The organism is Streptococcus sp. SN3 (assembly GCF_030439905.1).
In genome coordinates this window covers 229429-245093 of the sequence record NZ_JAQFJF010000001.1, presented here as the reverse complement: position 1 = coordinate 245093, position 15665 = coordinate 229429, and the positions used below count along the sequence as shown (strand labels likewise).

12 protein-coding genes are annotated in these 15665 nt (G+C 41.4%); 4 read left to right on the top strand and 8 right to left on the bottom strand.

Annotated features, from left to right (window positions below; translation table 11 throughout):
* Nucleotides 1-47 precede the first annotated feature (47 nt).
* Nucleotides 48-569, top strand: a complete 522-nt coding sequence (locus PCY71_RS00975) for a DNA topology modulation protein (protein WP_048773258.1) — start codon at nucleotides 48-50, stop codon at nucleotides 567-569.
* Between the two features lie 4 nt (nucleotides 570-573).
* Here PCY71_RS00975 and PCY71_RS00970 read toward each other — a convergent pair whose 3' ends face one another.
* Nucleotides 574-1158: a TetR/AcrR family transcriptional regulator gene (locus PCY71_RS00970; RefSeq protein ID WP_002906696.1), complete on the bottom strand. Its 585-nt coding sequence runs from the start codon at nucleotides 1156-1158 to the stop codon at nucleotides 574-576.
* Nucleotides 1159-1292: 134 nt separating this feature from the next.
* Between PCY71_RS00970 and PCY71_RS00965 the strand changes: the two genes are divergently transcribed.
* Complete coding sequence (locus tag PCY71_RS00965; RefSeq protein ID WP_048773255.1) at nucleotides 1293-2135, top strand: DegV family protein; 843 nt, start codon at nucleotides 1293-1295, stop codon at nucleotides 2133-2135.
* Between the two features lie 105 nt (nucleotides 2136-2240).
* Nucleotides 2241-3014, top strand: a complete 774-nt coding sequence (locus PCY71_RS00960; protein WP_048773253.1) for an XRE family transcriptional regulator — start codon at nucleotides 2241-2243, stop codon at nucleotides 3012-3014.
* Between the two features lie 82 nt (nucleotides 3015-3096).
* Here the strand turns inward: PCY71_RS00960 and PCY71_RS00955 are convergent, their stop codons facing one another.
* Both PCY71_RS00955 and PCY71_RS00950 read right to left on the bottom strand, forming a co-directional pair.
* The gene (locus PCY71_RS00955; protein ID WP_048773251.1) at nucleotides 3097-4728 is read right to left on the bottom strand and encodes a membrane protein; all 1632 of its coding nucleotides are present in this window, start codon (nucleotides 4726-4728) and stop codon (nucleotides 3097-3099) included.
* On the bottom strand, nucleotides 4718-5461 hold the full coding sequence (locus tag PCY71_RS00950) for an ABC transporter ATP-binding protein (RefSeq protein WP_011836877.1): 744 nt from the start codon (nucleotides 5459-5461) through the stop codon (nucleotides 4718-4720). The genes PCY71_RS00955 and PCY71_RS00950 overlap by 11 nt, the downstream gene beginning before the upstream one ends.
* Nucleotides 5462-5656: 195 nt before the next feature.
* On the opposite strand from PCY71_RS00950, the gene PCY71_RS00945 reads away from it, so the two are divergent.
* A complete protein-coding gene (locus PCY71_RS00945) occupies nucleotides 5657-7123 on the top strand; it encodes an alpha-amylase (RefSeq protein WP_075202684.1) in 1467 nt (488 codons plus the stop codon).
* A gap of 41 nt (nucleotides 7124-7164) precedes the next feature.
* On the opposite strand, the gene PCY71_RS00940 is transcribed toward PCY71_RS00945, so the two are convergent.
* The 5 genes from PCY71_RS00940 to PCY71_RS00920 form a co-directional block, all read right to left on the bottom strand.
* Nucleotides 7165-9855 carry a MucBP domain-containing protein gene (locus tag PCY71_RS00940; RefSeq protein WP_048773247.1) on the bottom strand — a complete coding sequence of 897 codons (2691 nt, stop codon included), beginning with the start codon at nucleotides 9853-9855 and terminating at the stop codon, nucleotides 7165-7167.
* Nucleotides 9856-9867: 12 nt separating this feature from the next.
* The gene (locus PCY71_RS00935) at nucleotides 9868-10983 is read right to left on the bottom strand and encodes a glycosyltransferase (RefSeq protein WP_048773246.1); all 1116 of its coding nucleotides are present in this window, start codon (nucleotides 10981-10983) and stop codon (nucleotides 9868-9870) included.
* Nucleotides 10984-11080: 97 nt separating this feature from the next.
* Nucleotides 11081-12118, bottom strand: coding sequence for a M42 family metallopeptidase (locus PCY71_RS00930; RefSeq protein ID WP_048773244.1), 1038 nt, complete (start codon nucleotides 12116-12118; stop codon nucleotides 11081-11083).
* Nucleotides 12119-12237: 119 nt separating this feature from the next.
* The gene (locus tag PCY71_RS00925) at nucleotides 12238-12705 is read right to left on the bottom strand and encodes a hypothetical protein (RefSeq protein ID WP_048773242.1); all 468 of its coding nucleotides are present in this window, start codon (nucleotides 12703-12705) and stop codon (nucleotides 12238-12240) included.
* A gap of 259 nt (nucleotides 12706-12964) precedes the next feature.
* Nucleotides 12965-15385: an SHIRT domain-containing protein gene (locus PCY71_RS00920; RefSeq protein WP_301412386.1), complete on the bottom strand. Its 2421-nt coding sequence runs from the start codon at nucleotides 15383-15385 to the stop codon at nucleotides 12965-12967.
* Nucleotides 15386-15665: the final 280 nt, after the last annotated feature.

Below are 15665 nucleotides of genomic sequence, written 5' to 3'. Positions count from 1 at the left end.
GGGAGCTCTCAGGAGCTTTTTTTGTTTCTAACACAAAGGAGATAGGGATGAAAATAGCAATTATTGGTTATTCCGGTTCTGGCAAATCCACTTTAGCAACACAACTGTCCCACCACTACTCCATTCCCAAACTTCACATGGATAGATTGCAGTTCCAACCTGGCTGGAAGGATAGTGACCGTGATTGGATGAGTGAACAAATGGATAATTTTTTGTCAAAAAATACCGACTGGATTATTGATGGCAACTACTCTTGGTGTTTTTATGAACGTCGGCTGGCAGAAGCCGACCAAATCATCTTTCTGAACTTCTCTCGCTGGAACTGCCTCTATCGAGCTTTCAAACGCTATCTAAAATACCGCAATCGGACCAGAGAAAGCATGGCTCCCGGCTGCCCCGAAAAGTTTGACTGGGAGTTTATCTGCTGGGTTCTTTGGAATGGACGGCGTCAGACAGCACTGGCAAGATATAAGAAAATCCTACAAACTTTTCCTCATAAATTCTACGAATTAAGGAACCAAAAAGAACTGACCAACTTCTTACAGAAGCTAAAAACAAGCGAGCCCTAATGACTCACTTGTTTTTATTTGATTTCTTTTTCTGTGGGAAAAGAGGTAGGCCTAAAGAAGCTATTTTTTCAGCTGGAACCTTCATGCCGTCCTTAATCCACTTGGAGAGAACGGAAACAACTGCCGAACTCCAGAAGGAATTCATATAAGAGTTAGTCGTTTTCTTAGCATTGCGATTGCGTTTTTCCAAAAAGTCAAATACAGCCTGAGTCAGTAGCTTTTCAAAATTATAGTCGATGGCTAGGCTGATAACCCGAGCTTCTTTCTTAGCTTCCTTAAAAAGAAAAAGCCAAATTTGGTACATCTCCGTTTTAAAGTTAAACTCTTCCAATTTATCCGTAATACCTTGAACAGTGTTTTTAAAAATCTCTTCCAGAATCTGCTCTTTAGAGCTATAATTGCGGTAAAATGCAGCGCGGGAAACCCCTGCTCGCTCAACCAGCTCTGAAATCGTAATTTTTTTGAGTTCTTTCTTCTCCAACAGCTGCATGAGAGAGATTTCCAGAGACTCTCTCGTGATTTGATTGGATTCCTGATTGTATTTCTTTAAATTCGCGAGTGATTTTTCCGATATTTTCTTTTCCGACATAACAATTTCTTCCCTCTTGTCTCAGCTGACAGTTTCCGCTTTCTAGTAAGCATTCTTCATGTTATAATTGTAAAAAAAGACAGGTTTTTTGTCAATTTTTTTATTGTACATACTTGACAAAAAAGGAGAAAAATATGACTTGGAAAATTATAGCCGACTCTGGCTGTGACTTTCGTGAAATGGCAAACTTGGCTAAAGACACACAGTTTGAAAGTGTTCCCTTGACCATTCAAGTGGAAAATGAAATCTTTGTAGATAATAAGGAACTTGATATTGACCTGATGATGGAGAAGATGTATGCTTCTTCTGCTGCTTCAAAGTCTGCCTGCCCTAGTCCAGATGACTACCTCAAAAGCTTTGAGGGAGCCGACAAGATTTTTGTGGTGACTATCACTGGAACTCTATCTGGCAGCAATAATAGTGCACAGGTTGCTAAGAAAATCTTTTTAGAAGAACATCCTGATGCCCAGATTCATGTCATTGATAGTCTTTCTGCAGGCGGCGAGGTGGACTTACTTGTGACTAAACTCAATGAACTCATTCAGCAAGATCTCAGCTTTGATGAAGTCGTTGAAGTCATTAATCGCTATCAAGAGAAAACTAAGCTTCTCTTCGTTCTGGCAAAGGTGGATAACTTGGTCAAAAACGGCCGGCTTAGCAAACTTCTGGGAACCGTTGTCGGCTTGCTCAATATCCGCATGGTCGGTGAAGCCAGCCAGACTGGCACGCTAGAGCTTCTGCAAAAGGCACGCGGTCCGAAAAAGGCTCTTGCTTCTGCAATCGAAGAGCTACTCAAAGCTGGTTACAAGGGCGGCCGACTGATCATTGCTCACCGCAATAACCAAAAATTCTGCCAGCAATTTAGTCAACTAGTACAAGAAAAGTATCCCCAAGCTCAAATCGAAACGGTGCCGACTTCAGGCCTCTGCAGCTTCTATGCTGAGGAAGGCGGAATCTTAATGGGCTACGAAATTTAATAAGGTATCTAAAAAAAGTAAAGGATTAGGCTCAAATAATTGACCTAATCCTTTACTTTTTCGATTTAATTCGCTATAATAAAAACAAGTAAAGGAGTTGATATTATGGCCAGAGGACGAGGCGCAGCAAGCCCCCAAGACAAGGAAGCAAGTCTTCTCATTTCGAAAAAACTTAAAGAACTTCTCAAGGAAACAGGCAAAAAACAAGTCGAACTATCGCGTGAAACAGGCATTCCTGCTAGTACGTTGACTGGCTATATCAAAGGGACATCTCTGCCTATCGCTGCCAATCTAGAAAAGATTGCTGATTTTTTTGGTGTCGAGGTAGAAGAAATTGACCCTCGTTATCGCCTCATTGCAGACATCCCTCAGCAATTCCCTGAATTAAATCGTATTTATCAACAACTTGACCAAGACAGACAGGAGAAAGGATTAAAGCTACTAGAAGCTAGCCTGACTGAGCAAGAAACACAAGCCAGCTTAAAGGATGACTACTTCCCCTACTTGGTCTATGAGAATTACTATCTCTCTCAGCATAAGCCAGAACAAGCTGATTTAGTCTGGCTAGATAGAGAAATCGACTACGATATTGCCCTTTGGGTACGAACTGACTCGCTGGAACCCAAGTATCCGAGAGATTCCGTAGCCCTAATCAAGCAGACTCATTTCGAGCTTGCCGGTGCTATCTATGCTATTGACTATGACGGTCAAACCATTATAAAAAGGGTCTTCAACGATCCATCCGGTATCCGCCTGATTTCCCTTAATAAAAAATACAGTGATAAGTTTATCCCGCATGAGGAAGAACCTAAACTCATCGGTCGAGTTATGGCGACTTTCATGCCACTGGATGTAGAAAAAATAAAGAAAAACAAATAACAGTTCTGTACATTTGCAGAACTGTTATTTTTATGATTATCAGTCAAAAAATCAGAAAGCCTTTCGACTTCCTGATGCTCTTTTAATAAAATACTGCTAACTCTTCATTCAGCTTTTTCATGTAATGTTTGTGGACTATGTAAGACAACACAGCTAATCCTACTAGAACTAGAGCCACTATCGTATAAATTACCAGAGGCGCAAGAACATTGGATATAAAGAAGAGAAGAGTAATGACAATCACCATTCCTAAAATAAGAGCGATGGCTAGGAGAGTTTTCATCATATTGTTATCTCGGCTCATCAATTCTGTGACATTGGACCAATTAGTCACCAGATGCTTGTAGTCTCGGTAGTAACCCCAAGAACTCCACATTAGACTAATCAAGGCCCAAACAATCACCATGCCCAAGAAAGTCACTGGATGCATACCGGAAACAAGGCTGGTTATCAAAAGCAAGGTCAGAGGCAGGATAGACTGGACGGCAAAGAGTTGCCAAAACTTCAGATGAATATATTGCTTCAAATCAAAGGGTAAAACCTTGAGATAATCAAAATTTTCCCTTTCCAGAGAAATCCCAATAGCCGTAAGGTTGCTGCCACCTGAGTTTAGTGTTGCAATCAAAACAGCCAGAGCCATCATTGGCAAGAGGAAACGTGGTCCCAGATAAGGAGTTAAAGACAGGCCGCCTTGTATCATCCCCATACTGAAAATGACAATGTAAGGGAGAAAGGCCGACATAAAGATGGCCTGCATAATGACAGAACCCTCGCTCAGGAGCCTGATATTGTAGCGCCAGACAAACTTTTTGAGATTTTTTGCTTCAGCAATATTGATGTCATGCACGCGCTCCCGCTTTCCTACTGAAGAGCCTGTCATGAGAGCTGCCTCATAAAATTCTGGAATTACCTTGGTCTTTACGATGAAAAATAGAAGAGCCGCAACTGCCACCCATCCCAAAAATCCCAGCAAGGACGCTGTATGAAAAGGATGAAGAATAAAATCATAAAAGGCTTGAACTGGCGGGAAGAAAGCTTTAACCTCTGTACGATTTATAACGCTTCTGCTGTTCATTTGATTAATCATAAAATAGAGGAAAAAGGAGCCAACGGAAACAAGAGCCAGAATGACATTGGACAGGATGGTCTTGTACTTTCTGAAAAAGGCTGTCTTGGTAATAAAATGGACGGCAATTAAAATCAGAAAAGTGATGACTGAACTTAAAATGAAAATAGCAAGCAGAGCCAAGGGCAGCCCCAAGAAAGGATTACCACCTTGAAAAGCCAAAACCAAGAAATAACTAAACATAGGCAGAATGGCAATCAGCAAGGTCAGGATAACCGAAATGCTTTTGCCGACGATGATTTCTGCTTCGCTAAAAGCATAGGGACGATAAGACTGCAAGTCCTTGCTTTCATAAAAGACATTGTAAAAAACCAAAAAGCCCTGAGACATAGAAAAGAGAGCAAAAGCGGAAACCAAATTGGCGAAGAAACCAGGATTGCCAACCAGTTGGTTCAGGGAGCCCATCAAACCGAAAAGAAAGAGATAGACCAGTCCTAAAATCAGATACATGCGGATGGCCTTCAGCGATACATTGACCTTGCGCTCAGGATTCTTAGCTTGCATCTTGCGGTACTGCTGCAGCTGAGACGGCTGAATGGCGTAGAGGATGTTGATATCAACGAGTTTTTTTATAGCTTTAATGCGCATCAGGACTCACCTCTTCTCTACGGCCTGCCAGACCAAGATAAATGGTTTCAAGAGACTGTTCTGGATGTTGGCCTTTTAGTTCTTCAATCGTTCCGTAGAAAATCAATTTCCCTTTTTTGAGAATGGCTACCTTATCACAGAGCTGCTCTGCAACTTCCAAGACATGGGTTGAAAAGAGAACTGTATTTCCTTTATCTGCATGCTGGCGCATCATCTGCTTGAGGTCAAAAGCTGCCTGAGGATCAAGACCGGTCAACGGCTCATCCAGTACCCAAATATCCGGATCAGACAAAAGTGCCGCTATGACAAAGACTTTTTGTCTCATCCCGTGAGAGAATGAATCAATAACCTCATATCGATGAGAACCAAAGTCAAAAATATGTAGCAGATTTCCCAACCGCTCTTCGACTTCAGCATTTGTCATATCGTAAGAAGTCGCTACCAGTTCCCAGAACTCATTGGCAGTTAGGCGCAAAAATAAATCTGGTGAATCAGCTACATAGCCGATTTTTTTCTTGACTTCCAAGCGATTAGCAGATAATTCTTTCCCATCTACAAAAATCTGTCCACTGCTAGGATTGATAACGCTGACCAATGACTTAATAGTAGTAGATTTTCCGGCGCCATTGTGACCAATCAGCCCGACGATTTCTCCGCTTTGCAAGGTCAGATTCAGCTGATTGAGAGCTACCGTTCCTTCATAAACTTTAGTGACATCTTTAAATTCAATCATAAGAGAGCTCCTTTACCGATTTCTATACAGATTAGTATACTCTTTTTGCAGCTTTTTGTCTCAGATAAAAATGTTTCATTTTCAATTTTAAAAAGATTTTTCAAAATATAAAAGAGTTAAGTGTTTATGATAGTGAAAGACGCAAACGATTGCGCCTTTCTGCTTCTTTTGGTACAATAAAGCCAATCAGTGAGAATGAAGAGGAAAATTTATATGGAAAACCAAACCTTAATGCAGTATTTTGAATGGTATCTGCCAGATGACGGTCAGCATTGGAATCGATTAGCGGAAGATGCACCAAACTTAGCAGCGAAAGGAATTCGCAAAGTCTGGATGCCGCCAGCTTTCAAAGGAACGGGCTCTAATGACGTCGGCTATGGTGTATACGACCTTTTTGATTTGGGAGAGTTCGACCAAAAAGGGACCGTCCGCACCAAGTATGGATTGAAAGAAGAATACCTCCGAGCGATTGAAGCACTTAGCCAGAACGGTATCGAAGCTATTGCTGATGTGGTTCTCAATCACAAGGCCGCAGCAGACTATAAAGAGCGCTTTACCGTTGTTGAAGTTGATCCTAACGACCGCACAAAGGTCTTGTCAGAACCTTTCGAAATCAAAGGCTGGACTAAGTTTGTCTTCCCAGGCCGCAAAAAAGCCTATAATGACTTTGAATGGCACTGGTACCACTTCACCGGTACTGACTATGATGCCAAAAACAACAAGTCAGGTATTTTTCTCATCCAAGGGGACAATAAAGGTTGGGCAGATGATGAGCTGGTGGACAACGAGAATGGTAACTACGACTATCTGATGTATGCGGATATTGATTTCAAACATCCCGAAGTCATCCAAAATCTCTACGACTGGGCTCATTGGTTCATTGAAAGCACTGGTGTACATGGCTTTCGCTTAGATGCTGTCAAGCACATCGATTCTTTCTTTATGAAAAATTTCATCCGCGATATTACTGAAAAATACGGTGAAGATTTCTATGTTTTTGGGGAATTTTGGAATAGCGACGAAAAGGCCAATAATGATTATCTAGAAAATATTGACTACCGCTTTGACCTAGTCGATGTTAAACTTCATCATAATTTATTTGATGCCAGCAAATCTAGAGCAGACTATGACTTGCGAACTATTTTTGACCAAACACTAGCGAAAAATCACCCCGAATCGGCTGTAACCTTTGTAGACAATCACGATACTCAGAGAGGTCAGGCTCTGGAGTCTACAGTTGAAGAATGGTTCAAGCCTGCGGCCTATGCTCTCATACTTCTAAGAGAAGCTGGGTTACCATGTGTCTTTTATGGAGACTACTATGGCATTAGCGGAGAATTTGCCCAAGAGAGCTTTAAGGATGTGCTGGATAAACTCCTAGACATCCGTCTCAATCTAGCCTATGGTGAGCAGACCGACTACTTTGACGATGCAAACTGTATTGGCTGGACTCGCCAAGGTATGGACGATGGTCAGCCAATCGCTGTCCTTATCAGTAATGACCAAGCAGCCAGCAAATCCATGCTGGTCGGTCCAGAATGGGCTGGCAGAGAATTCAGTGACTATCTAGGCAACAACTCCCAAATCGTAACCATTGACGACCAAGGCTGGGGAGAATTTCCTGTGGAGGAAAAATCAGTTAGTGTCTGGAGTGTTAGATAAGTCACAGCAAACATATGGAAAAAAATAAGACCAGATTGGCCTTATTTTTTTCGTTCTTTCTTGGAATGTAGTAAGCCAACGGAAGCCAAAAGGCTAATGACTGCTGCTCCCAAGAATGATGAAGGTGCACTACCTGTATTTGGTAATGTGTGTTTCGACACTCGAGATAGAACCGGACTAGTCTCAGAGTTTTCAAGCCTTGCAGGACTCTTCTGAGCAGAAGTTTCTGTTCCCAAAGGTGTTTGACTTTGCGTTTTTGGCTTGTAAATATAAGTGCGAACGCCATTGGCATCTGATACAGAAACGAATCCATACTCCTCAATAGCCTTAGCATCTAGCAAACCAAATTCTGCTGCTGCTAAAGGTCTTCCTTCTACATCCACAAAGCGAGTGATTTCAATAGTCGGCTTGTCCTCAACCGGAGCATCTTTCGGCACTTCATGCACGCTGGCACGATAGACATGCGTGCGAATGCCGTCCTCGTCACTGCTGGATTGGAAGTCATAACCAGCGATAGTCTTAGACGCCACCAAACCACGTTCTGGATCTGATAATTCTTGACCTGATTCATTTACAAAGCGAGTCATTTCCATGACTGGGCGCTCTTCACTTGGAGCGTCTGACGGTATTTCATGCACGCTGGCGCGATAGACATGAGTACGAATGCCGTCCTCCTCAGTACTAGACTGGAAATCATAGCCAATGATAGTCTTAGATGCAACTAGACCACGTTCTGGATCTGATAATTCCTGACCTGATTCATCTACAAATCGGGTCATTGCCAAGATAGGCTTGTCTTCGCTTGGAGCATCTGTCGGTACTTCATGCACGCTGGCGCGATAGACATGCGTGCGAATACCATCCTCGTCTCTACTGGATTGGTAGTCGTAACCAGCGATAGTCTTAGACGCCACCAAACCACGTTCTGGATCTGATAATTCTTGACCTGATTCATCTACAAAACGGGTCATTTCTAAGACTGGCCGTTCTTCGCTTGGAGCGTCATTTGGAAGCTGGAACTGGATGAGTTCATACTCATAGACGATTTCTTTGGTTCTTCCTGCTTCATACTCTCCTGATTCAGCATCATAGGCAGTTAGCCGAGATTTATAAGTATAGAGCTTGTTATTATAGGAAATTAGAGGTTTAGGACTGACTGTGTATCTAGTCTTACCTGGCTTCTCATCCGTAATGGGGTTAGCAATAGCATTGCCCTGCTCGTCTTGGTACCGGACAAGAACCTTGCCCGATCCAGTCTCTCCCTCCCTGACTTTCTTAACATCTGAAAGTTTAAAGACGAAGCCTTCAGCTTTGACTGTTCTGAAAAGTTTATCTAGCTCACCTTGATCAGGTTTATAACCAATTGTTGTCTGTTGTCCACCAGGGATAGTTTCGTTTACAAATTTGAAGCCACCATCTGGTGTTTCAGCAATATTAGGAACTCCGGCAATATCAATCCTATAATCCCTATCAATATAATAGCGGGTCTTATCATTAGGTTTCAAAAGATATAGTCTATAGTGGAAGGTCTTGATATTATCTTTACCAAACCAAGGTCTCTCTAGAGAAGGATTTTTACCCAGCCAATCAATATATACCATAGGTTTTTCAAAGAGATTATATTTTTCCAAAATATTATCAACGTCGACACCCATTTTTCCTTTACTCAACCACCAATATTCATTGCCTATAGGATATATAGTGTTATAATCAAAAGAATAAAAATAGATGTGATTTGTAGCGACATTATCCCTTCCATCTACAAATGAAAGATTTTCTCCTTTCCATTTAGCGTATTCATCTCCAGCTTCCTTTCCACTGATAAGCAATTTTTGAAAGAAAGGGTTCATATAATAAATAGATTCTTCAGATCTTGCTTGAATTTGGAATAAATTAGGGTTAGTAAGAATAATCTGCTTAATCTCTTCCATAGACAATACTCTATTTTCTGACTCAGGTAAATACTTTCTAGAAAATGCCTCTTCAAATGTTAAACCTGAGTGTTCCCATACTTTCATCTGCAAAAATCTCTTTGTAGGAAAGGTTTCCTCGACAGTCAAATCCAATTCGGAACGAGGAATAATAGCTTTTGGTATCTTCGCTACTTCTTCTGGCCTTGGATTTGGATTAAATATAGACTTCCACTTATTCAAAAAGAAGAGGGCTGTATTATTTTGAATTAGCGATTGATCGTAATAAACTTCTCCTGAAGGAACTTCTTTAAAGTGTTCATCTCTGACTAGATTTAAATTTTCTACTTGTTTTAAGTCAATGTATTTAAAGGCACCATCTATCTTACGGATAGCATAAGCATGATCATACTTTTTAGCTTCTTCTTGTATTTGTTCGTTTGACTGCATCTCAGGCATGACAGATGTCATGGTTGCAGCCTTAGTTATCTCATCTCTCTCTCCCTTGGTATGATAGTCATAAAATTCCTGAGCTAATTGTTTGATTTCAGGCGTGACTTGGGCCGCCCCCTTCTCTCCTTCTTCTGAGATGGTCAGACCAGAAGCTTCCTCTGCTGGTGTATTTTTGATTGTGCCATCATTCGGCAGTTCTTGATTGACAGGAGGTGTCGTCTGGTTATTCTGGACTTGATTCCCCTCTGTTTCACTAGCTACTTCCTCAGCCTGCACAGCCACTGCCATGGTCCCAGCAAGCAGCAAGGACAGAGGAATTGGGACTAATTTCATTCCCATTTCTACTTTTTTCCCTAAAGTCTTTTTCATCTTCTTCTCCTTTTAATCTCCTATTTTAGATAATTTAAAAACTTTTTCCCATAGATTGACTAGTAATTCTTTGTGATAACGATTGGCAAGTTCTTTGGATCTTGCCGAAAACCCCCTCCATTCTTTTTCTCCAAATTGGCTAAATTGCTCCAGATAGGCAATATATTGATTAGCGTCATTTTGCGGTATCAGCCAGCCATTCTCTCCATGCTTAATATAAGCTCGATTGGCATAACGCACATCCAGACCTATCAGAGGCAAGCCATTGACCAGAGACTCATAGAGCGATGTCGCAAAGGCTTCCGATAAGGAGCTGCTAATATAGGCATCATAAGCTTGATAAGGCACCTGAGACTGATAGCCCTTAAAATGAACCATATCTTCCAAATCATTGAGCTGAACCACATCTTGCAGCATAGCCATGTCAGGACCATCTCCATAGATGTCAAGAGTAAACTGCCTATGGCCTTTAAATTTCAACAAAGCCATAATTTTCAGCAATAACAGAACGTTTTTCTCCTCAGACAAACGACTGACTGTCACCAAGTGAATCTCCTTAGGATCAAAGACCCTCTCTCTTGGATCTTGGACCACTTGATCTGCATAGGTGGTTGGAATAAAGAGCGCCTTTTCCCTCATCTCTTGAGGCAGATAAGCATCTTGGCCTTCCCCAACCAATATCAAAGTGTCTAATACATCCTGATCCAGCCAGCCCATCACCTTTTTATCTAACTCTTGCCCGAGGGCAATCATGTGATCCTGATGAAGGACGCGCGCTACATGAAAATCTTGTCCACGTCTCAAGAGAATATTTTCTGGAATATCCAGACGCTCCATTATCAGCCAGTCTTCTGGCTCAAGCTCCTCCTCAGCAAACTCCTGGACGCTTCGTCCCCCTAACTCTAAACCAAGAAAACGAACCTTGGTCCTATCAATGCCCAAGACTTCATAACTATCCAGCACAAGCTGTCTAGAAGAGGCATTAGCATATATATCTGTATCCGTTTCAGAAACCCACAATTCATAAGGAACTTTCATTTCTTCAAAAAGCTCAAATCGATTGCGGAGGGCTATGTCAATCCCAAACGCCCTAGAACGGATACAAGAATCCACACAAACTACTTTCATTTTCTCCCTTTTAACCTAAAGTAATTCTATATAATAATATCTCACAACTTACAATTTTATGCAAGCGTTTCAGATGATTTTTTAAAAATTTGATTTCTCACTCCACCAAACCACTTCTTAGATATGCATCCACCATACGCTCTGTCGCGACAACCGAATCAATATGGGTACGCTCATAAGAGTGGCTGGATTCGATACCAGCTCCTAGCAGGGCATGCTTAACTTCTGCTCCTGCGCTCATAGCTGCAGAGGCATCTGACCCGTAAAAGGGATAGATGTCCAGCTTGTAAGGAATGTCCTGCTCCTTGGCTAAATTTATCAAATGCTGGCGGAAGCCATAGTGATAAGGTCCTGATGCATCCTTGACACAGATGGAAACCGTATATTCATCCGTCTGCTGGTCATCACCCATAGCGCCCATATCAACCGCTAAGTACTCTACCGCTTGCGCCGGCAGACTGGAATTAGCCCCATGACCAACCTCTTCAAAAACACTGAAAGCAAAATGAGTCGTCACCGGCAGCTGAATATTTTCCTCTTTATAGATGCGCAAGAGATTGAGCAAAATAGCTGCGCTGACCTTGTCGTCCAGAAAGCGGGACTTGATAAAGCCTGACTCAGTAACTGTGGTACGCGGATCAAAGGAAATAAAATCCCCTACTTCGATTCCTAAATCCCGCGTTTCTTTCTCACTCGTCACCTTTTCATCCAAACGGACTTCCATATTGTCCTGAGTTCGCTCAACCGTTCCAGCATCTTTATAGACATGACAGGAAGTCTGGTGAACTAAGATAGTCCCATTGACGGTCTTGCCACTGCTAGCCACATGGACCAGACAGTTTTCTCCTTCAATCATGTTCCAAGGGAAACCGCCAATCCGATCCAACTTGAGACGACCATCTGGCTTAATCGCACGCACAATAGCTCCCAGGGTATCCACATGGGCGGTCACTACCCGATGCTGAGCATCATTTTCCCCCTTAACCACAACATGGACACCACCTTTATTGGTCCGAACAGGCTCATAGCCCAATCCTTCTAGCGTGTGTACCAAATAGTCTGCCACCTCAGCCGTAAAGCCTGTTGGGGAAGGGATAGCCGTTAATTCTTGTATATATTGAACAGTTTGATTCATGAATGTCTCCTCATCGTTTTTCTTTATTATAGCACAAAGAAAGCCTGAGCAAATAGATTTTCAGCATGCTTTTACTGATTAACAACAATAAAAACTCCTCAATTACTATCGCCGTACTCCTATTCTTTCTCCTCCTGGACTTCAATCTTTTGCAACTCCCAAAAGAAGAGATTGCCCAACAATCCTAAAAGAAAAAGCAAGAGAGGAATGGCATAAGGTGCTAGTGGATTATAAGATTCTCCAGCACTAATTTTCATCTGAGGGCCGTATGGAGCTATCAACTGATAATAATTAAGACCGCAAAACAAAATCGAAAAGAAAAAAATAGAAAAATAAAGCCGATAGAGATGCCCTAGTAGCTGTCCTTTGAATAAAAAAGTAACTTCCCCCATCAGTGTTGCAAAATTCATAACAGCAAGTACAAAATAAGCAATGACAACAGGAACTAAAAAAAGAAAAAGGTAAAGATAACCATAAGCAACCTTCGGCTCTGGCTCGATTCCCGAATAACCGTACAGATACACCAGTAGATACAAAACTAGGGGCAAAAAAGGAATCACCCTAAACTTCCTATTTTTCATCAACATCTCTCTTTAAACAAAGAAACTTTTTCTTATTTTATTATAACAAATCTTCTTTATAAAACAAGAATTCACTTTTATTTTCAAGTATTCATTGACTGTAAAATCAAGTTTAGCAAATATTAGCCACCGTAAAAACATCCATTTGAATGACTGCTTGCTTTAGAGTTTATAAATTTAACCGTCAGTACATTATCAAGGATAGATGATGACAAAGACAAGAAAAAATCATCTCAGCTAGCTGAGATGATTCGTTTGGCTAATATTAATTAGCTTTTTTGAAATGATAGACAAGAGCTGATAAAAGAATCAGAGCAAATCCTGCTGCTATCGCAAAGATAGATGTTTGACTGCCAGTTTTCGGCAAAACTTTTTTGCCAGCTGCTGATCCAGTAACATCTTTTCCATCTTTATCTGTCGAATTACCTGGGGTTCCATTTGTCGAACCGCCTGGTTTATCACCAGATGATGACGGTGGTGGTGTCGAACCTGAAGAAGGTGGTGGTGTACCTGGTCCTTGTGGACGTCTAGCTTCAAATGTCCATGTGCCTGTAAATTTGACATCTGCGCCTGCAATAGTTTTACTATCTGCATCATATTTGAGGAATTTCCAAGTACCATCACTTGCTTCAACAGTTTTCTTAGCTGGCTGAACCGCTTGAACGGCAGCACCGTCTGCATATTCAGTGGCATCATTTGGTAACAATGCTGTGACTTCTGCTGGCAAGCTACGGTTCGGATCTGCGCTTACAAATTCATAAGTTGCCTTATATTTCGGTGCTGGAGTGAAATTCCATTTACCGGTAAATTTAAGGTCTTTATCTGCAACAGTCTGGCTATTCGTTTCCGCATAGCCTTCAAAAGTCCATGTGCCTTCAGTAACTGTAACACTTGTTTTAGCAGGCTGCTTAGCGTCTACATTAGTACCACTAGTGTAGCGATTAGCATCTGCTGGAAGCAAATCTGTTACTTCTTTTGGCAGATTTGGATAGGCTGCATTGCTGCTGAGAAACTCATAGCTAACACCAAAGTCTTTATAAGTGTTTGTGAATACTGGATTATTTCCTTCGACGGTAGCTTCCAACTTGCCCTTGCTTGCGGTCACTGTGACAGTCACTGTATGTTCTGTACTGTCATAAGTCACTCCAGCTTCATTTCCAGCTACTTCCGTCAGCTTGTAAGTATAAGTGCCTTCTTTATCATAGTTGATTCCAAGGAACTTGATATTACCATTGGCATCGTTAGCTGCTTGAAGCTCCAAGTTATTTCCGCCAACCTCAGTTAGTTTGAAAGTATACTTTTCAGCTTCAAGTGCTTTACCATCCAGAACTTTCTTAGCGGTAATCGCTGCAGTTGCTGGCTCTAACTTGTATGTATTGGTAAAAGCATCACGGTCATAGGTAACCGCTGCTGTCTTAACGCCGTTGTTGTCTGTTACAGTAACAGTAACATTGATGTCTGAATTGGCATCGTTTGTCACACCTGGCAGATTACTTGCTCGTTCACGAATGACGTAGTTAAAGGTTCCTTCTTTTTTGAAACGAAGTTTCTTAAAGGTTACGGCACCAGCTTTATTAGTTACCGTTTGAACAACTTTGTCGTTGTCATCCTTATTAATCAAATCAAAAGTAAATTCACCATCTGCCAAATTGCGGCCAGTCAATTCCTTTTTGACTTTAAAGATAACTTCATCAGAACGGGTACCTTCGCCAACACCATCAAGAGTTGTCAAAGGCGCGAATGGACGTGCTAACAAATCAGGTAACTTTTGCCCATTAGATGTAACGGTTACATCGTTAAAGGCTTTTTTGGTCACCTTATCAACTGGCTCTGTCAAACGTGTCCGGTAGATAACATAAATACCTCTTCCACTCAAATCCCCAGCATTAACTGTGAAATGATTGGAGTCTGTAATTGAAACGACATCGCTTGGGTTAAAGGATTTACGTGTGCCAGAAGCACCTTCCCACTCAGTAAAGTAGTAACCTGTAATCCCTGAATCTTCATCCAGCTCTTGACCTTCTGGAATAGCGTCCTCAATGACAACTTGACCAAGATTTTGGACATCACGATTGACACGGATACGCCAGTTGACGTAGTTTGGATCCTTAGAATCCTGAACACCCCACTTGGAATACCCCTGAGGTTCTTCATCAACCTTGATACGCTTCAGCCTATAGGTTCTAGCACCTGGGAAATTAACTTCTTGCTCTTGATCATAAGGCATATTATCAGCCCAAACCACTGTGAAAGAAGATTGAATACGCTTGGTATCTGGCATTTTCGCAAAATACTCAGCATTTGTGACAGTAATGGTCGCTGTATTGGTAACAGGATCTGTCACCAACTTGGCAACAACAGTACCATCCGGTGCACTTATGTTTTCCTCCAAAGTTCGCTCAATTTTGAACTGTGATGGAACACGATAAACCATGGTATCACCATTATTTAATACTTTGCTATCTGCAAATGTATAGGTCGGAGCAATGTAAAATTTACCTTCACCGTAGCCTGTATCCTTTAAAGGATTAGTATTAATAGTGACATCTGTAGTTAGCTGATAATCACTTTCACCTAACTCTGCAGCAGAAACCCTAGGACTTGAGCTTAACAAGGGAAGAAAGGTTGATACCAAAAGCAGCAAAGTCATCAGAGCATGAGACACTTTATGATAAGTTTGTTTCACCTTGAATGCGGTCCTCCTTCTTTTTATATTTTATTTTAGACAAATGCTGGCAGGCACACCATCACCTGTCTACCCCCTCATTTTCAGCCGATTTTAAATCAAGATTTATTACCAAACTAAAAATGATAGTACTCGTATATGATAAGCAAATATGACATATACATATCAATTATAACATAAAAATTATAATTTACGCCCTGTAAACTATTATTTTTATTATCATTTTTCTATTCTTTGTCTACTATCGTTACAAAAAAGTCACAAAAAATTGTTTTATTCA